The sequence below is a fragment of the Ruegeria sp. BC8 genome, assembly GCF_056535705.1.
The window spans coordinates 3152698-3168252 of the sequence record NZ_JBQFIV010000001.1; the positions used below are offsets into that span (position 1 = coordinate 3152698).

Genomic DNA, 15555 nt, shown 5'->3' on the forward strand with positions numbered 1-15555 from the left:
GGGATATGGTGCCCAGGAGAGGACTCGAACCTCCACGTCCATACGGACACTAGCACCTGAAGCTAGCGCGTCTACCAATTCCGCCACCTGGGCAGGTGTCGTGGAGGGGCGTTTAAGCCTACTCGCCGAGGGCGTCAACAGGATTCGAACGGATTATCGAAAGTTTTTTTTCGGTCACCTTCTCGCGGCGCGATCCCGTCGGTTCCGGCAGTGTTTTTTGCCTTATGCGCGGCGTTATTGCGCCTTGTTTGCCGGGCTTTGGAGCGGTAGATCGGAACAAGACCTACACAGCAGGAGCCCAACCATGTCCAAACTGGTCACGATTTACGGTGGATCGGGATTCGTCGGCCGCTATATCGCGCGACGCATGGCGAACGAAGGGTGGCGTGTACGGGTGGCGGTCCGCCGTCCGAACGAGGCAATCTTCGTCAAGACCTATGGCGTCGTGGGCCAGGTCGAGCCCATTCTGTGCAATATCCGCGACGATGCCTCGGTGGCCAGTGCGATGCATGGTGCCGATGCGGTCGTCAACTGCGTGGGCGTTCTGAACGAACTGGGCAAGAATGGATTTGGCGCCGTGCAAGCCGAAGGCGCGGGCCGCATCGCCCGTCTGGCGGCCGAGCAAGGCATTTCCCGCATGGTCCACATTTCGGCCATCGGTGCTGACGCGAATTCCGACAGCGAATACGCCCGCACCAAGGCTGCGGGCGAAGCTGCCGTGCTGACCCATATGCCCGAGGCCGTGATCCTGCGGCCCTCGGTGATCTTCGGGACCGAAGATCAGTTCTTCAACCGTTTCGCCGGCATGACCCGTATCTCGCCCTTCCTTCCGATCTTTGGTGCCGACACCCGGTTCCAGCCGGTGTTTGTGGATGACGTGGCGCAGGCCGCAGTCAAGGGCGTGTTGGGTCAGGCCGCACCGGGCGTCTACGAATTGGGTGGGCCCGAGGCCAAGACCTTCCGCGAGCTGATGCAGCAGATGCTCGGGGTGATCCACCGCCGCCGCATCATCATCGGTCTGCCGTTCTGGGTTGGGCGGATCATGGCCGGGGTTCTGGACATGTTGAAATTCATCAGCTTCCAGCTGTTTCCGAACAACATTCTGACCCGCGACCAGTTGAAGAACCTGCGCCGTGACAATGTGGTGTCCGAAGGAGCGAAGGGTTTTGCCGATCTGGGGATCGAGCCTGCTTCGCTGGAATCGGTTCTGCCGGAATATTTGTGGAAATTCCGTCCGTCGGGTCAGTACGACGACATCCAGAACTCGGCCCGGAACCTGCGCATCTGATCAGCTGTAAGCGACAATCAGCAGGATCGTACCCAGTATCACGCGATAGATCACATATGGCGTGAAGCTGACGCTACGCAGCAGACGCATCATCAGGCTCAGCGCCAACAGGGCCGAAACAAAGGCGAACACGGCTGCAATGGCGCTGTCCTTGGCCAGCTGAGCGTTGGCCTGCCCGATCACGTCCAGCGACAGCAGCGCGCCTGAGGCGATGATTGTAGGGATCGACATCAGCATCGCGATGCGCGCGCCGTCCTCGCGGGTATACCCCAAGTACCGCGCGCCGGTGATGCAGATCCCCGACCGCGAGGTGCCGGGAATCAGCGCCAGGACCTGCCACAGACCCAAAATAACCGCGTCACGCAGCCCCCAGTCGCCGGCCTCTTTGGTCTGGGGGCCTTTTTGGTCCATCCAATACAGCAGCAGTCCGAAACCCAACATCGTCCACCCGATCACCGCCACGGACCGCATCGCACTGCTGAGGCCGGTCAGGTGCAGGATGGCACCAACGATGACGGTCGGGATGGTGGCTACGATCAACGCCAGGGCCATTCGGGACTGTGGGGTGTCGATGCGCCCGCGCAAAGCACGTGGCAGGCCCGCAAGGGCCAGTTTCACGTCGCTCCAGAAATACAGAACCACCGCGCCCAATGTGCCCACATGCACCGCGACGTCGATGGCGAGGCCCTGGTCTTCCATTCCGGTGAGGCTTGGCAGCAGGATCAGGTGGCCTGATGACGAAATCGGCAGAAACTCGGTGATCCCCTGGATGATCGCCACCAGAATCAGCTGAAAAAGACTCATCTGCCCGCCCGTGTTTGCGCCCGTGTTCTTTGCATTCAAGGCGTATAAGCGCGATCAGCAAAAGGAAAGTCAGGATTTAGGTCCGAAGTGGTCCTAAAAATGAACAGAAAGTCGCCGAAAGAGATCGATCTTTCTGATTTTTTCCAATTTAGGTCAGTACAGTTGACTTTTCATCCGAATTGGCTTCGCATAAAGAAATCCGACCAAGCCAATTCATGGAGTCTGACCGTGGCCAAGCAACCGATGCTGAAATTTGTGCAGATCGATCGTGACATGCCTGAAAAGCGCGCCGCAACCGATCGCAGAGCGGACTTTCATGAAATCTATGCCGAATACGCCGCCGAAAAAGCCGCCGAGCAGGCCAGCCGTTGCAGCCAATGCGGTGTGCCGTATTGTCAGTCGCACTGCCCGCTGCACAACAACATCCCGGACTGGCTGCGCCTGACCGCCACCGGACGGCTTGAAGAAGCCTATCAGACCAGCCAGGCCACCAATACCTTCCCCGAGATCTGCGGACGTATATGCCCGCAGGACCGACTGTGCGAAGGCAACTGCGTGATCGAGCAATCGGGCCATGGCACTGTCACCATCGGTGCGGTCGAGAAATACATCACCGACACCGCGTGGGAGGAAGGCTGGGTCAAACCTGTCGCTCCAACCGCCGAACGCCCCGAAAGCGTCGGCATCATCGGGGGCGGACCCGGTGGTCTGGCGGCGGCGGACATGCTGCGCCGGGCCGGGATCCAGGTCACGGTCTATGACCGCTATGACCGCGCGGGCGGCCTGCTGATGTACGGCATTCCGGGCTTCAAGCTGGAAAAGGACGTGGTTCAACGCCGCAACGACCTGCTGGCCGAGGGCGGCGTCACTTTTGAACTGAACTGTGACGTCGACGCTGCCAAGTTCGCCGATATCCGCGCCAAACATGACGCCGTGATCATTGCGACGGGCGTCTACAAGTCGCGGGATCTGTCCATGCCCGGCAGTGGCCTGCCCGGTATCGAAAAGGCGATCGATTTCCTGACTGCCTCGAACCGCAAAAGCTTTGGTGACGCGGTTCCCGAGTTCGACGATGGCCGCCTGAACGCCAAGGACAAGAAGGTGGTCGTGATCGGTGGCGGTGATACTGCGATGGATTGCGTCCGAACCTCGATCCGCCAGGGCGCGACCTCGGTCAAATGCCTGTATCGCCGCGACCGGGCAAACATGCCTGGCTCGCAGCGCGAAACCCAGAACGCCGAGGAAGAGGGCGTGATCTTTGAATGGCTCAGCGCGCCCAAGGGGTTTGTTGGCGACGAGCGGGTCACCGGCGTGATGGTGCAGAAGATGCGCCTGGGCCAACCCGACGCCACCGGCCGCCAGGCCCCCGAAGTGATCGAAGGCGCGGATTACGTCGAAGAAGCCGATCTGGTCATCAAGGCGCTGGGCTTCGAGCCCGAGGACCTGCCCACCCTGTTCGGCCAGCCCGACCTGCCCGTGACCCGCTGGGGCACCATCAAGGCCGCGTTCGAAACCGGCGAGACCGAGATGGACGGCGTCTATGCCATCGGTGACATCGTGCGCGGTGCCTCGCTGGTGGTCTGGGCGATCCGCGACGGCCGCGACTGCGCGCAGGCCATCATCGACCGGTTCAACGGCAAGGCCGCGCTTGCGGCCGAATGATCCCGCAGCCCAGCGACAGGAGGGACAGGATGCCCGAATTGCAAGGCCAATGCATGTGCGGCGCAGTCACCGTGACCGCGACCCCCGCCCGCGACGCGCTGGGCGCCTGCCATTGCGACATGTGCCGCCGTTGGACCAGCAGCGCGCTGGTCACCTTTCCGGCCCAGCCTGGCTATGCGGCGCTGGGGCCGGTCAAGACCTTCACCTCGTCCGACTGGGCCGAACGCGCCTTCTGCGAAGAGTGCGGCTCGGCCCTGTGGTACCGGATCACCCTGCCGGGCGAGATGCACGGCCAGACACAGATCGCGGCCGGCCTGTTCGACAACGCGGCCGGCAACACGCTGAAACTTGAACTCTACATCGACAAGAAGCCCGAGGGTTACGCGTTCGCAGGTGAACGCCGCCAGATGACCGAAGCCGAGGTCATGGCCATGTACGCCCCGTCGGAAGAAGGAGACAGCCAATGACGAAATATGATGCCGATTGGGTCCGGGCCGAGGAAGCCAAGCGAAAGTGGATGGCCGAAAATGGCCTGTATTCCGAGCAGGAAGAGCATTCCTCGTGCGGGGTCGGTCTGGTGGTTTCGGTTGACGGCAAGAAAAGCCGCAAGGTGGTCGAGGCCGGGATCGATGCGCTCAAGGCGATCTGGCACCGCGGCGCGGTGGATGCCGACGGCAAGACCGGCGACGGCGCGGGCATCCATGTGCAGATCCCGGCCCCCTTCTTCTATGACCAGATCCGCCGCACCGGGCACGAGCCCAAGATGGACGAGTTGATCGCCGTGGGGCAGGTGTTCCTACCGCGCACCGATTTCGGCGCGCAGGAGCGCTGCCGAACCATCGTGGAAACCGAAGTTCTGCGGATGGGCTATTACATCTATGGCTGGCGCCATGTGCCGGTGGACGTGACCTGCCTGGGCGAAAAGGCAAACGCGACCCGGCCCGAGATCGAGCAGATCCTGATCTCGAATTCCAAGGGCGTTGACGAGGACACGTTCGAGCGCGAGCTGTACGTCATCCGCCGCCGGATCGAAAAAGCCGCCGCCGCCGCGGGGATTTCGAGTTTGTACCTGGCCTCGCTCAGCTGCCGGTCGATCATCTACAAGGGCATGATGCTGGCCGAGCAGGTCGCCGTGTTCTACCCCGACCTGATGGACGAGCGTTTCGAGTCGGCCTTTGCCATCTATCATCAGCGCTATTCCACCAACACCTTCCCGCAATGGTGGCTGGCGCAGCCGTTCCGGATGCTGGCGCATAACGGCGAGATCAACACGCTGAAGGGCAACATCAACTGGATGAAAAGCCACGAGATCCGCATGGCCTCGGCGACCTTCGGCGACTATGCCGAAGACATCAAGCCGATCATCGCCGGTGGGTCGTCGGATTCGGCGGCGCTGGATTCGGTGTTCGAGGTTCTGGTTCGCGCGGGCCGCTCGGCCCCGATGGCCAAGACGATGCTGGTGCCGGAAAGCTGGTCGAAACAGGCGGTGGAACTGCCGCAGGCCTGGCGCGACATGTATTCCTACTGCAACTCGGTGATGGAGCCCTGGGACGGCCCCGCCGCGCTGGCCATGACGGATGGCCGCTGGGTCTGCGCCGGGCTGGACCGCAACGGCCTGCGCCCGATGCGCTATGTAGTCACCGGCGACGGTCTGGTGATCGCCGGGTCCGAGGCGGGCATGGTCCCGATCGACGAGGCCAGCGTTAAGGAAAAAGGCGCGCTGGGTCCGGGCCAGATGCTGGCCGTCGACATGAAGAAGGGCAAGCTGTACCGCGACAAGCAGATCAAGGACAAGCTGGCCGCGGCCCTGCCGTTCGGCGAATGGGTCAGCAAGATCAACGATCTGGACGAAAAGCTGGCGAAGGTCGCCGAAAAGCCGCTGTTCACCGGTGAGGAACTGCGCAAGCGCCAGATCGCGGCGGGCTACACGGTCGAGGAACTGGAGCAGATCCTCGCACCGATGGCCGAGGATGGCAAAGAAGCGATCGCCTCGATGGGCGACGACACGCCCTCGGCGGTTCTGTCCAAACAGTACCGACCGCTCAGCCATTTCTTCCGCCAGAACTTCAGTCAGGTGACCAACCCGCCCATCGACAGCCTGCGCGAATACCGCGTGATGTCGCTGAAGACGCGGTTCGGCAACCTCAAGAACGTGCTGGATGAGGACAGCAGCCAGACCGAGATCGTGGTGCTGGAAAGCCCCTTTGTCGGCAACGCCCAGTGGGAAGAACTGGTGGCGAATTTCGATGCGCCGCTGGCCGAAATCGACTGTACCTTCGAACCCGGCACCGGCGCGCTAAGCGCCGCGCTGGCGCGCATCCGCGCCGAGGCGGAGGAGGCCGTGCGTTCGGGCGCGGGTCACCTGGTGCTGACCGACCAGTATTCCGGCCCCGGCAAAGTGGCGATGCCGATGATCCTGGCCACCAGCGCGGTGCATTCGCACTTGATCCGTCAGGGCCTGCGGACCTTCTGCTCGCTCAACGTGCGCTCGGCGGAATGCATCGACCCGCATTATTTCGCGGTGCTGATCGGCTGTGGCGCGACCGTGGTGAACGCCTATCTGGCCGAGGATTCGTTGGCCGACCGGATCGAACGCGGGTTGCTGGAAGGCAGCCTGACTGAAAACGTCGCGCGTTACCGCGAGGCGATCGACCAGGGCCTGCTGAAGATCATGGCCAAGATGGGCATCTCGGTGATCTCGTCCTATCGCGGCGGCCTGAATTTCGAAGCCGTGGGCCTGAGCCGCGCCATGGTGGCCGAATATTTCCCCGGCATGACCAGCCGGATTTCCGGCATCGGCGTCACCGGCATTCAGTCCAAGGCTGAAGGAATCCACGCCAAAGGCTGGGAGAGTGGCCTGGATGTTCTGCCTATCGGTGGCTTCTACAAGGCCCGCAAATCGGGTGAGACCCATGCGTGGGAAGCGACCTCGATGCACATGATGCAGATGGCCTGCAACCGCGCCTCGTACGAGCTGTGGAAGCAGTACTCGGCCAAGATGCAGGCCAACCCGCCGATCCATCTGCGCGATCTGATGGATTTCAAACCGCTGGGCAAGCCGATCCCGATCGAGGAGGTCGAGTCGATCACTTCGATCCGCAAGCGCTTTGTCACGCCGGGCATGTCGCTGGGTGCGCTCAGCCCCGAGGCGCACAAGACGCTGAACGTGGCGATGAACCGGATCGGCGCGAAATCCGACTCGGGTGAAGGTGGCGAAGATCCCGCACATTTCGTGCCTGAGCCGAATGGCGACAACCCCTCGGCCAAGATCAAGCAGGTGGCCTCGGGCCGGTTCGGCGTGACCGCCGAATACCTCAACCAGTGCGAAGAGCTGGAAATCAAGGTGGCCCAGGGTGCCAAGCCCGGCGAGGGCGGCCAGCTGCCCGGCATGAAGGTCACCGATCTGATCGCGCGCCTGCGTCACTCGACCAAGGGCGTGACGCTGATCTCGCCGCCTCCGCACCACGACATCTACTCGATCGAGGATCTGGCGCAGCTGATCTATGACCTCAAGCAGATCAACCCGCGCGCCAAGGTGACGGTGAAACTGGTGGCGTCCTCGGGCGTGGGCACGATCGCCGCCGGGGTGGCCAAGGCCAAGGCCGACATCATCCTGATCTCGGGCCACAATGGCGGCACCGGCGCATCGCCTGCGACCAGCATCAAATATGCCGGCCTGCCGTGGGAAATGGGCCTGACCGAGGCGCATCAGGTTCTGGCGATGAACAACCTGCGCGACCGGGTAACCCTGCGGACCGATGGCGGCTTGCGCACTGGGCGCGACATCGTCATGGCGGCGATGATGGGGGCCGAGGAGTACGGCATCGGCACCGCCGCCCTGATCGCGATGGGTTGCATCATGGTGCGCCAGTGCCAGTCAAACACCTGCCCGGTGGGCGTATGTACGCAGGACGAGAGCCTGCGCGCCAAGTTCACCGGCAATGCCGACAAGGTGGTGAACCTGATCACCTTCTACGCACAGGAAGTGCGCGAGATCCTGGCCAGCCTCGGCGCACGGTCGGTCGACGAAATCATCGGTCGGGCGGATCTGCTGGCGCAGGTCAGCCGCGGTTCGGCGCATCTGGACGATCTGGACCTGAATCCGCTGCTGATCACCGTCGATGGCGCGCAAAACATCGTCTATGACCGTGACAAGCCCCGCAACGCGGTGCCTGATACGCTGGACTCTGAAATCGTGCGCGACGCTGCGCGGTTCCTGAAGGATGGCGAGAAGATGCAGCTGTCTTATGCCGTGCAGAACACGCACCGGACGGTCGGCACCCGCGTGTCCAGCCACATCGTGCAGAACTTTGGCATGCGCAACACGTTCCAGCCGGACCACCTGCATGTGAAACTGCAAGGCTCGGCCGGCCAGTCGTTGGGCGCCTTCGCCGCGCCGGGGCTCAAACTGGAAGTGTCGGGTGACGCCAACGACTATGTCGGCAAGGGCCTGTCGGGCGGCACCATCGTCGTGCGCCCGCCGCAGGTCAGCCCGTTGCAGGCCGACCGGAATACGATCATCGGCAACACGGTCCTTTACGGCGCGACCGACGGGTACCTGTTCGCGGCTGGCCGTGCTGGGGAACGCTTTGCCGTGCGGAACTCGGGTGCCACCGTGGTGGTCGAGGGCTGCGGCTCGAACGGGTGTGAGTACATGACCGGCGGCGTTGCGGTGATTCTGGGTGACATCGGCGCGAACTTTGGCGCGGGGATGACGGGCGGCATGGCCTATCTGTACGACCCCGAAGGCAAGGCGCAGCTGCTGATGAACATGGAAACCCTGGTGACCTGCCCCGTAACGGTCGAGCATTGGGAGACCCAGCTGAAGTCGCTGATCGAGCGTCACGCCGCAGAAACCGGCAGCCGCAAGGCCGCCGACATCCTGCAGCACTGGGATGTCGAGCTGGCGAACTTCCTGCAGGTCTGTCCGAAGGAAATGCTGAACAAACTCAGCTACCCGCTGAGCCACGAGGCAGCGGCGGTTCCGGCCGAGTAAGACCGCCTGTGAAGCCTGCCCCGCGTGTTTGAAAAGACACGCGGGGTTTTCGTTTTGTGCCCTCCCGTTTCCGGATTTCTTGAAAAAACATTGCGTGTCGCTAGGCCTGTACACGGAAAGTTTGGAAATCTCGCCAATGCTTCCGCTTGCCGCCAATTTCGCCAGGGAGTCGTCGCATGCCCACGACCTATCTTGACCAGTTCTTTGCCATGGATCCGGCCAGCCCGCCGGCAACGGGGACCCTTCTGACGGTTGAGAAGTACAATCTGGTCGACCAGAACGACGATGGCGACATCGACAGTTCCGACAATGACTCGGTCAACGGCATTGATGTCACCCGATCCTGGCCGGGCGACACGGTGACGATCAACGTGTCCGGTGTGGGGAACGTCACCTACACGGGAATCACCTTCTATCTGGCTGATGGCAGCCGCGTGTTCACCCCGACGGACGGTCAGGTGCTGCAAGAGGGGACGCTAGTCTCGACGACTTTCGTCAATACCGAAGGTCCCCTGGTGGTTCCGGGTGAGCTTGGGCCGCCGTGTTTTGCTGCCGGAACAATGATAAAGACACCCGATGGATTGCGCCGCGTCGAGGATCTGCAGGCCGGTGACCTGGTCACGACGGTCGACAATGGTGCGCGGGCCCTGATCTGGGTCGGCAGAACCGCCGTCGCGGCCGAGGGCAACGCCGCACCGATCCGCTTTGCCGAAGGGGTTTTGGGACTGGACCGTGACACTCTGTTCTCGCCCCAGCACCGGATGCTGATCGACGATTGGCGCGCGGCTTATTTCTACGGCCACCCCGAGGTTTTGATTGCCGCACATTCCCTGGTCAACGGCACGACGGTGACCCGGGTCGAAGGTGGAGAGATCGAGTATTTCCACCTGTTGTTCGACCAACACGAGATCGTCATCGCCAACGGCGCCAAAAGCGAAAGCTACTATCCTGGCCACGCCGTTATGCGGTCTGACCGGGAAACCCAGGCCGAGCTGTTGCGCCTGTTCCCGCAGTTGGCAGCGGTGGAAGATGGTGGTTCGAAAACCGCCCGTCCGGTGGTGCGCCCGCGCGAAGGACGGCTGATCGCGTCATAATTCCGTTCCAAATACCGGTGCTGCGGCGTATAGCAGGAACATGGCGAAGAAAGCAGCGCGCAAATCCCGCGGTAAGTCCAAAAAGGCAACCCGGTCTCGGAAAACGGAAACGCTCATCGTTCGGATTCGGCGGTGGGTACTGCGTGTCATTGGGGCTCTGGCCGCGGCGTTCGTGGCGCTTGTTTTGCTTTACACCATGGTCAACCCGCCGATCACCCATACGATCTGGTCCGAGTGGCGTCGCCTCGGCAAGGTGGACAGGGAATGGGTCGCGATCGAGGATATGTCTCCGGTCATGGCCCGATCGGTCGTTGCGGCCGAGGATGCGAATTTCTGCCTGCATTGGGGCTTTGACGTAAACGCGATCCGCGATGCGCTTGAAGATGGTGGCAACCGCGGGGCGTCGACCATTTCTCAGCAGGTGGTCAAGAATGTCTTTCTGTGGCAGGGGCGCAGTTGGGTGCGCAAGGCGCTTGAGACCTCCATGACCCCGGTCGTCGAAATCTTCTGGAGCAAGAAGCGCATACTCGAGGTGTATCTGAACGTGGCTGAGACCGGTGAGGGCCTGTTCGGGATCGAGGCGGCCGCCCGCAAGAATTTTGGAGTCAGTTCCGCCCAACTCAGCCCGGTGCAGGCGGCGCGGCTGGCGGCAATCCTTCCGTCACCGCGAAACCGTTCGGTCACGGATCCGTCGGTTTACACCCGCAGACGAGCCGCCGCGATCCGCGATGGAGCGGCCACCATCCGCGCAGATGGTCGCGCAGATTGCTTCGAGGATTGAAACTTCTGCCCGTCAGCGGCTATTGCTGAGCGGTACTCAATTGGTTCGAATGGATCCACATGGCGCGTTTGTTTCACGTTCCCCTGTCCCCCTTTTGTCGAAAAGTCCGCCTGTCCCTGGCGGAAAAGAAGATCGAAGTCGAATTGGTCGAGGAAAAGTACTGGGAAAAATCCCCGGACTTCTTGCGCAGAAACCCTGCGGCCAAGGTCCCGGTTCTGCGGCTGGATGGCCGGGTGATGTCAGAAAGCGCGGCGATCTGCGAATACATCGAAGAGACACGGCCGGAACCCGCATTGATGCCGAAAACTCCCGAAGCACGGTTCGAGGTGCGCCGTCTGGTCAGTTGGTTTGATGACAAATTCCACCATGAGGTGACATCCAAGCTGCTGTACGAGCGGGTGAACAAAAAAGTGACCGGTCAGGGCTATCCCGACAGCAAGAACGTCAAGGAAGGCGCGCGGGCAATCAAGTTCCACTTGGATTACATGGCCTGGCTGCTGGATCAGCGGCGCTGGCTGGCGGGGGATCAGATGACATTGGCCGATTTTGCGGCTGCCGCGCATCTGTCGGCGTTGGACTATATTTCGGACGTGGACTGGAATCGCAGCCATGTGGTCAAGGACTGGTACGCCAAGATCAAGTCTCGCCCGGCCTTCCGGTCGATTCTGGCGGATCAGGTGCCGGGCTTCCGCCCGCCCGCCCATTACGCCGACCTGGATTTCTGATAGGTTGGGGCAGGGGGCGGTCTGCCCCCTCTTGGCCCATTGGGCCAATTCACCCCCGAGGATATTTTGGGCCAGATGAACAGCGCGACGGCATTGAAGGACAGGTTGGTGTCGCAGGCCCGGGCCGAGGGGTTCGTGTCGTGCCGGATCTGCCGACCCTGGGACGTGCCGGAAGTGCCTGCGCGGTTGGCCGCCTTTCTGGCGGCCGGTTATCACGGGCAGATGGGCTGGATGGCCGAGCGGGCCCATTGGCGGGGGGATCCGGCGGAGCTGTGGCCTGAGGCGCGCTCGGTCATCATGCTGGCCGAGAGTTACACGCCGGATCATGATCCGACCGAGGTTCTGGGCCGACCCGATCGCGGGGCGATCTCGGTCTATGCTCAGAACAAAGACTACCATGATCTGGTCAAAAAGCGGCTGAAGCGGCTGGCCCGGTGGCTGATTGCCGAAGCCGGGGGCGAGGTGAAGGTGTTCGTCGACACCGCGCCGGTGCCCGAGAAAGCACTGGGCCATGCGGCCGGGTTGGGCTGGCAGGGCAAACACACCAATCTGGTCAGCCGGGAGTGGGGCAATTGGGCCTTTTTAGGGTCTGTTTTCACCACTCTGGACCTGCCGACGGACCCGCCGGAAGTGGATCATTGCGGGTCGTGTCGGGCCTGTCTGGATGCCTGTCCGACGGATGCCTTTCCGGCGCCCTATCAACTGGATGCGCGGCGCTGCATTTCCTATCTGACCATCGAGCACAAGGGGCCGGTGGATCAGGAGTTGCGCGGCAAGCTGGGCAACCGGATCTATGGCTGTGATGATTGCCTGGCCGCCTGTCCGTGGAACAAGTTCGCGGTGGCGGCCAGTGACATCCGATATGCCGCGCGCCAAGACCTGATGGCGCCGCCGTTGGCGGAACTGGCCGGGTTGGACGATGCGGCGTTCCGGGCCAGATTCTCGGGTTCTCCGATCAAGCGGATCGGGCGCGACCGGTTCGTGCGAAACGTTCTGTATGCCATCGGCAATTCCGGGTCGTCGGAGTTGATTCCGGTCGCGCAGGCGTTGATCGAGGATGCCGACCCCACGGTGGCCGACGCGGCGCGCTGGGCGGTCGAACAACTGTCGTGAATGCCGCAAACAGGCTGGACGCGTCGGTTCAAACCGCTACACCCGTGACTGCGAACAGGATGGAGATCCCGATGGCGTTGGCTTTGGGCGTGGATACCGGTGGAACCTACACCGATGCGGTGCTGATCCGGGACGAGGAAGAGGTGATCGCCTCGGCCAAGTCCCTGACCACACGCGAGGATCTGGCGATCGGCGTCGGGCGGGCGATCCGGGCGGTGCTGGACCAGGCGCAGGTCGCGCCCGTTCAGATCTCGATGGCGTCGCTGTCGACGACGCTGGCCACGAACGCGCTGGTCGAGGGGCAGGGCGGGCGCGTTGCGCTGATCTATGTCGGGTTTCGGGACGGCGATCTGGACAGGCATGGGCTGCGCGATGCGCTGAAGGGTGACCCGGCGCTGGTGATCTCGGGCGGGCACAGCCATGCCGGGGCTGAGGCCGCGCCGTTGGATACAGGGGCGTTGACCGAATTTCTGGACCAGCAGTCCGGGATTTCCGGGTTCGCGGTCGCAGCCCAGTTCGCCACGCGCAACCCCGCGCACGAGCTTGAGGTCGCGCGGATCATCGCCGAAAAGACCGGTGCGCCGGTGACCTGCTCGCATCAGTTGTCGGCCAAGCTGAACGGGCCGAAACGTGCGGTGACGGCAGTGCTGAACGCACGTCTGATCGGAATGATCGACCGCCTGATCGGCCGGGCGCAGGATGTGTTGCTCGAGCTGGGCATCGACGCGCCGATGATGGTGGTGCGTGGGGATGGCGCCTTGATGAGCGCCGAGCAGGCGCGGGAGCGGCCGATCGAAACGATTCTCAGCGGTCCGGCGGCCTCGATCGTGGGGGCGCGCTGGCTGACCGGAGTTCAGGACGCACTGGTGTCGGATATCGGAGGGACGACGACCGATGTGGCTCTGATCCGCGACGGAAAGCCGGCGATCGACCCGGCGGGCGCACGGGTCGGCGGGTTCCGCACCATGGTCGAGGCGGTGGCGATGCGCACGCATGGTCTGGGCGGTGACAGCCAGGTGCACGTGGTGACCGAAGGCCTGCGCGGCGGCGTTTTCCTGGGTCCGCGCCGGGTGCTGCCGGTGTCGCTGATCGCGTCTGAGGCGCCCGAAGTGGTCCATGCCGCGCTGGACGAGCAGTTGCGCGCGACCACGGTGGGCGAGCACGACACCCGTTTCGCCCGCCGCGTGCCCGGCATCCACGCCGAGGGTCTGGGACCGCGCGAGGTGGGGCTGCTGGAGCGGCTGGGGGACAAGGTTCTGCCCCTGAGCGCCCTGTTGCGCACCCGGATGGAAAACGGTGCTCTGACCCGGCTGGTGGATCGCGGGACCGTTCAGGTTTCGGGGGTGACGCCGTCGGATGCCAGCCACGTTCTGGGGCGTCTGTCCGATTGGGATGCCGATGCCGCGCGCAAGGCGCTGGAGTTGATTGCGCGCCGACGTGTGGGGTCGGGCGATCGGCTCGCGGGCTCGGCTGATGAATTGGCCGGGATGATCGTGGATCAGCTAACCGAACAGACCGTTTTGACCTTGTTAGAGACTGCTTTTTCGGAAGAGGCCGAGGCGTTCGGCCTGCCGCCCGAGGATCTGGCGCGCCATGTGCTGACCCGGCGGGGCTTGCGCGGGCATCGCGGTCTGCTGGCGTTGGATGCGAAGCTGAACGTGGATGTGGTCGGGCTGGGGGCCTCGGCGCCGAGCTATTACCCGGCGGTCGGTAAGCGCCTGCGCTGTACCATGGTGCTGCCCGACCATGCCGGGGTGGCCAATGCGATCGGGGCCGTCGTGGGGCGGTTGACCATGCGGCGGGCGGGCACGGTGACCGCTCCGTCCGAAGGCCGGTACCGCGTGCATCTGAACGACGGGCCGCAGGATTTCCCCGAACCCGAACCCGCGCTGGCCCTGCTGGAGGCCGAACTGCGGCGCGAGACCGAAAGCGCCGTGCGCGCGGCCGGGGCCGAGGATATCCGCGTGATCGTCAACCGCGACATCCGCACCGCCCGGATCGAAGGCAAGGATGTCTTCGTCGAGGCGATGCTGACCGTCGAAGCCAGCGGCCGCCCGCGGGTGGCCGTCGGCTGAGCGCTATTCGGCAGCGCTGCTGCGTTTGGGCAGAACCCAGTCCGGGCGCGGGAAGTGGCAGGTATAGCCGTTGGGGATACGCTGAAGGTAGTCCTGATGCTCGGGCTCGGCCTCCCAGAAATCGCCCACGGGTTCGACCTCGGTCACGACCTTGCCGGGCCACAGGCCGCTGGCATCCACATCGGCGATCGTGTCCAGCGCGATCTGTTTCTGCGTCTCGTCGCAGTAATAGATGGCCGAGCGATAGCTCATTCCGATGTCATTGCCCTGGCGGTTCACGGTGGTCGGGTCGTGGATCTGGAAGAAGAACTCGAGCAGATCGCGATATGTGATCTGCGCGGGGTCGAACCAGATCTCGATTCCTTCGGCATGGGTGCCGTGGTTGCGATAGGTCGCGTTGGGCACGTCGCCGCCGGTATATCCGACGCGGGTGCGCAGAACGCCGGGCAGCTTGCGGATCAGGTCCTGCATGCCCCAGAAGCAGCCTCCGGCCAGAACGGCGCGGTGTTCGGTCATTTCGGGTCCTCCACTTGATCGAGGTATTCGCCATAGCCCTCGGCCTCCATGTCGTCACGATGGATGAACCTCAGCGCGGCGGAGTTGATGCAATAGCGTAGCCCACCCTGATCCAGCGGACCATCGGGAAACACATGGCCCAGGTGGCTGTCGCCGTGTTTCGAGCGGACCTCGGTCCGGATCATGCCCAGCGAGCGGTCCTCCAGCTCGGTTACGTGGTCATGCACGATGGGTTTGGTGAAGCTGGGCCAGCCGCAGCCCGACTCGTATTTGTGGGTCGAGGCGAACAGCGGCTCGCCCGATACGATATCCACGTAGATGCCGGGTTCCTTGTTGTTCAGGTGTTTTCCGGTGCCGGGGCGTTCGGTCCCGTTGCGCTGGGTGACGTGGAATTCCTCGGGCGACAGGGCCGCGACAACCGATGGATCTTTGGTATATTTGGGCATGGGTCCTCCGGCATTGCATACGTTGCCGAGATATTTGGGGTGCGCCGCGACAAAA

The 15555-nt window shown here is 63.1% G+C and carries 12 protein-coding genes and 1 tRNA gene; 9 read left to right on the plus strand and 4 right to left on the minus strand.

Going from position 1 to position 15555, the window contains the following annotated elements; genetic code table 11:
- Window positions 1-6: 6 nt before the first annotated feature.
- Window positions 7-93, minus strand: a tRNA-Leu gene (locus ACR3EK_RS15870).
- A gap of 211 nt (window positions 94-304) precedes the next feature.
- Here ACR3EK_RS15870 and ACR3EK_RS15875 point away from each other — a divergent pair.
- Window positions 305-1288 (plus strand): complex I NDUFA9 subunit family protein, encoded by a 984-nt coding sequence (locus ACR3EK_RS15875; protein ID WP_170539559.1) that lies wholly within the window; start codon window positions 305-307, stop codon window positions 1286-1288.
- Here the strand turns inward: ACR3EK_RS15875 and ACR3EK_RS15880 are convergent, their stop codons facing one another.
- Window positions 1289-2092, minus strand: coding sequence for an undecaprenyl-diphosphate phosphatase (locus tag ACR3EK_RS15880; RefSeq protein WP_170588056.1), 804 nt, complete (start codon window positions 2090-2092; stop codon window positions 1289-1291).
- A 228-nt stretch (window positions 2093-2320) separates the two neighbouring features.
- Between ACR3EK_RS15880 and ACR3EK_RS15885 the strand changes: the two genes are divergently transcribed.
- The 8 genes from ACR3EK_RS15885 to ACR3EK_RS15920 all read left to right on the plus strand — a co-directional run bounded on the left by ACR3EK_RS15885 (window position 2321) and on the right by ACR3EK_RS15920 (window position 14538).
- Window positions 2321-3754 (plus strand): NAD(P)-dependent oxidoreductase, encoded by a 1434-nt coding sequence (locus ACR3EK_RS15885; protein WP_170342501.1) that lies wholly within the window; start codon window positions 2321-2323, stop codon window positions 3752-3754.
- 29 nt (window positions 3755-3783) lie between these two features.
- Complete coding sequence (locus ACR3EK_RS15890) at window positions 3784-4221, plus strand: GFA family protein (protein WP_005979708.1); 438 nt, start codon at window positions 3784-3786, stop codon at window positions 4219-4221.
- Window positions 4218-8750 (plus strand): glutamate synthase large subunit, encoded by a 4533-nt coding sequence (gltB, locus tag ACR3EK_RS15895; RefSeq protein WP_480633869.1) that lies wholly within the window; start codon window positions 4218-4220, stop codon window positions 8748-8750. The genes ACR3EK_RS15890 and gltB overlap by 4 nt, the downstream gene beginning before the upstream one ends.
- A gap of 176 nt (window positions 8751-8926) precedes the next feature.
- Window positions 8927-9844 carry a Hint domain-containing protein gene (locus tag ACR3EK_RS15900; protein ID WP_480633870.1) on the plus strand — a complete coding sequence of 306 codons (918 nt, stop codon included), beginning with the start codon at window positions 8927-8929 and terminating at the stop codon, window positions 9842-9844.
- A gap of 40 nt (window positions 9845-9884) precedes the next feature.
- On the plus strand, window positions 9885-10625 hold the full coding sequence (gene mtgA, locus ACR3EK_RS15905; protein ID WP_480633871.1) for a monofunctional biosynthetic peptidoglycan transglycosylase: 741 nt from the start codon (window positions 9885-9887) through the stop codon (window positions 10623-10625).
- A gap of 59 nt (window positions 10626-10684) precedes the next feature.
- Window positions 10685-11350, plus strand: coding sequence for an FtsZ-binding protein FzlA (fzlA, locus tag ACR3EK_RS15910; RefSeq protein WP_170364267.1), 666 nt, complete (start codon window positions 10685-10687; stop codon window positions 11348-11350).
- 75 nt (window positions 11351-11425) lie between these two features.
- Window positions 11426-12463: a tRNA epoxyqueuosine(34) reductase QueG gene (queG, locus tag ACR3EK_RS15915; protein ID WP_170361004.1), complete on the plus strand. Its 1038-nt coding sequence runs from the start codon at window positions 11426-11428 to the stop codon at window positions 12461-12463.
- Between the two features lie 71 nt (window positions 12464-12534).
- Window positions 12535-14538 carry a hydantoinase/oxoprolinase N-terminal domain-containing protein gene (locus ACR3EK_RS15920; protein ID WP_480633872.1) on the plus strand — a complete coding sequence of 668 codons (2004 nt, stop codon included), beginning with the start codon at window positions 12535-12537 and terminating at the stop codon, window positions 14536-14538.
- 3 nt (window positions 14539-14541) lie between these two features.
- Here the strand turns inward: ACR3EK_RS15920 and msrA are convergent, their stop codons facing one another.
- Complete coding sequence (gene msrA / locus ACR3EK_RS15925; RefSeq protein ID WP_149777158.1) at window positions 14542-15054, minus strand: peptide-methionine (S)-S-oxide reductase MsrA; 513 nt, start codon at window positions 15052-15054, stop codon at window positions 14542-14544.
- Window positions 15051-15500, minus strand: a complete 450-nt coding sequence (gene msrB / locus ACR3EK_RS15930) for a peptide-methionine (R)-S-oxide reductase MsrB (RefSeq protein WP_005979690.1) — start codon at window positions 15498-15500, stop codon at window positions 15051-15053. The genes msrA and msrB overlap by 4 nt, the downstream gene beginning before the upstream one ends.
- Between the last annotated feature and the right edge of the window lie 55 nt (window positions 15501-15555).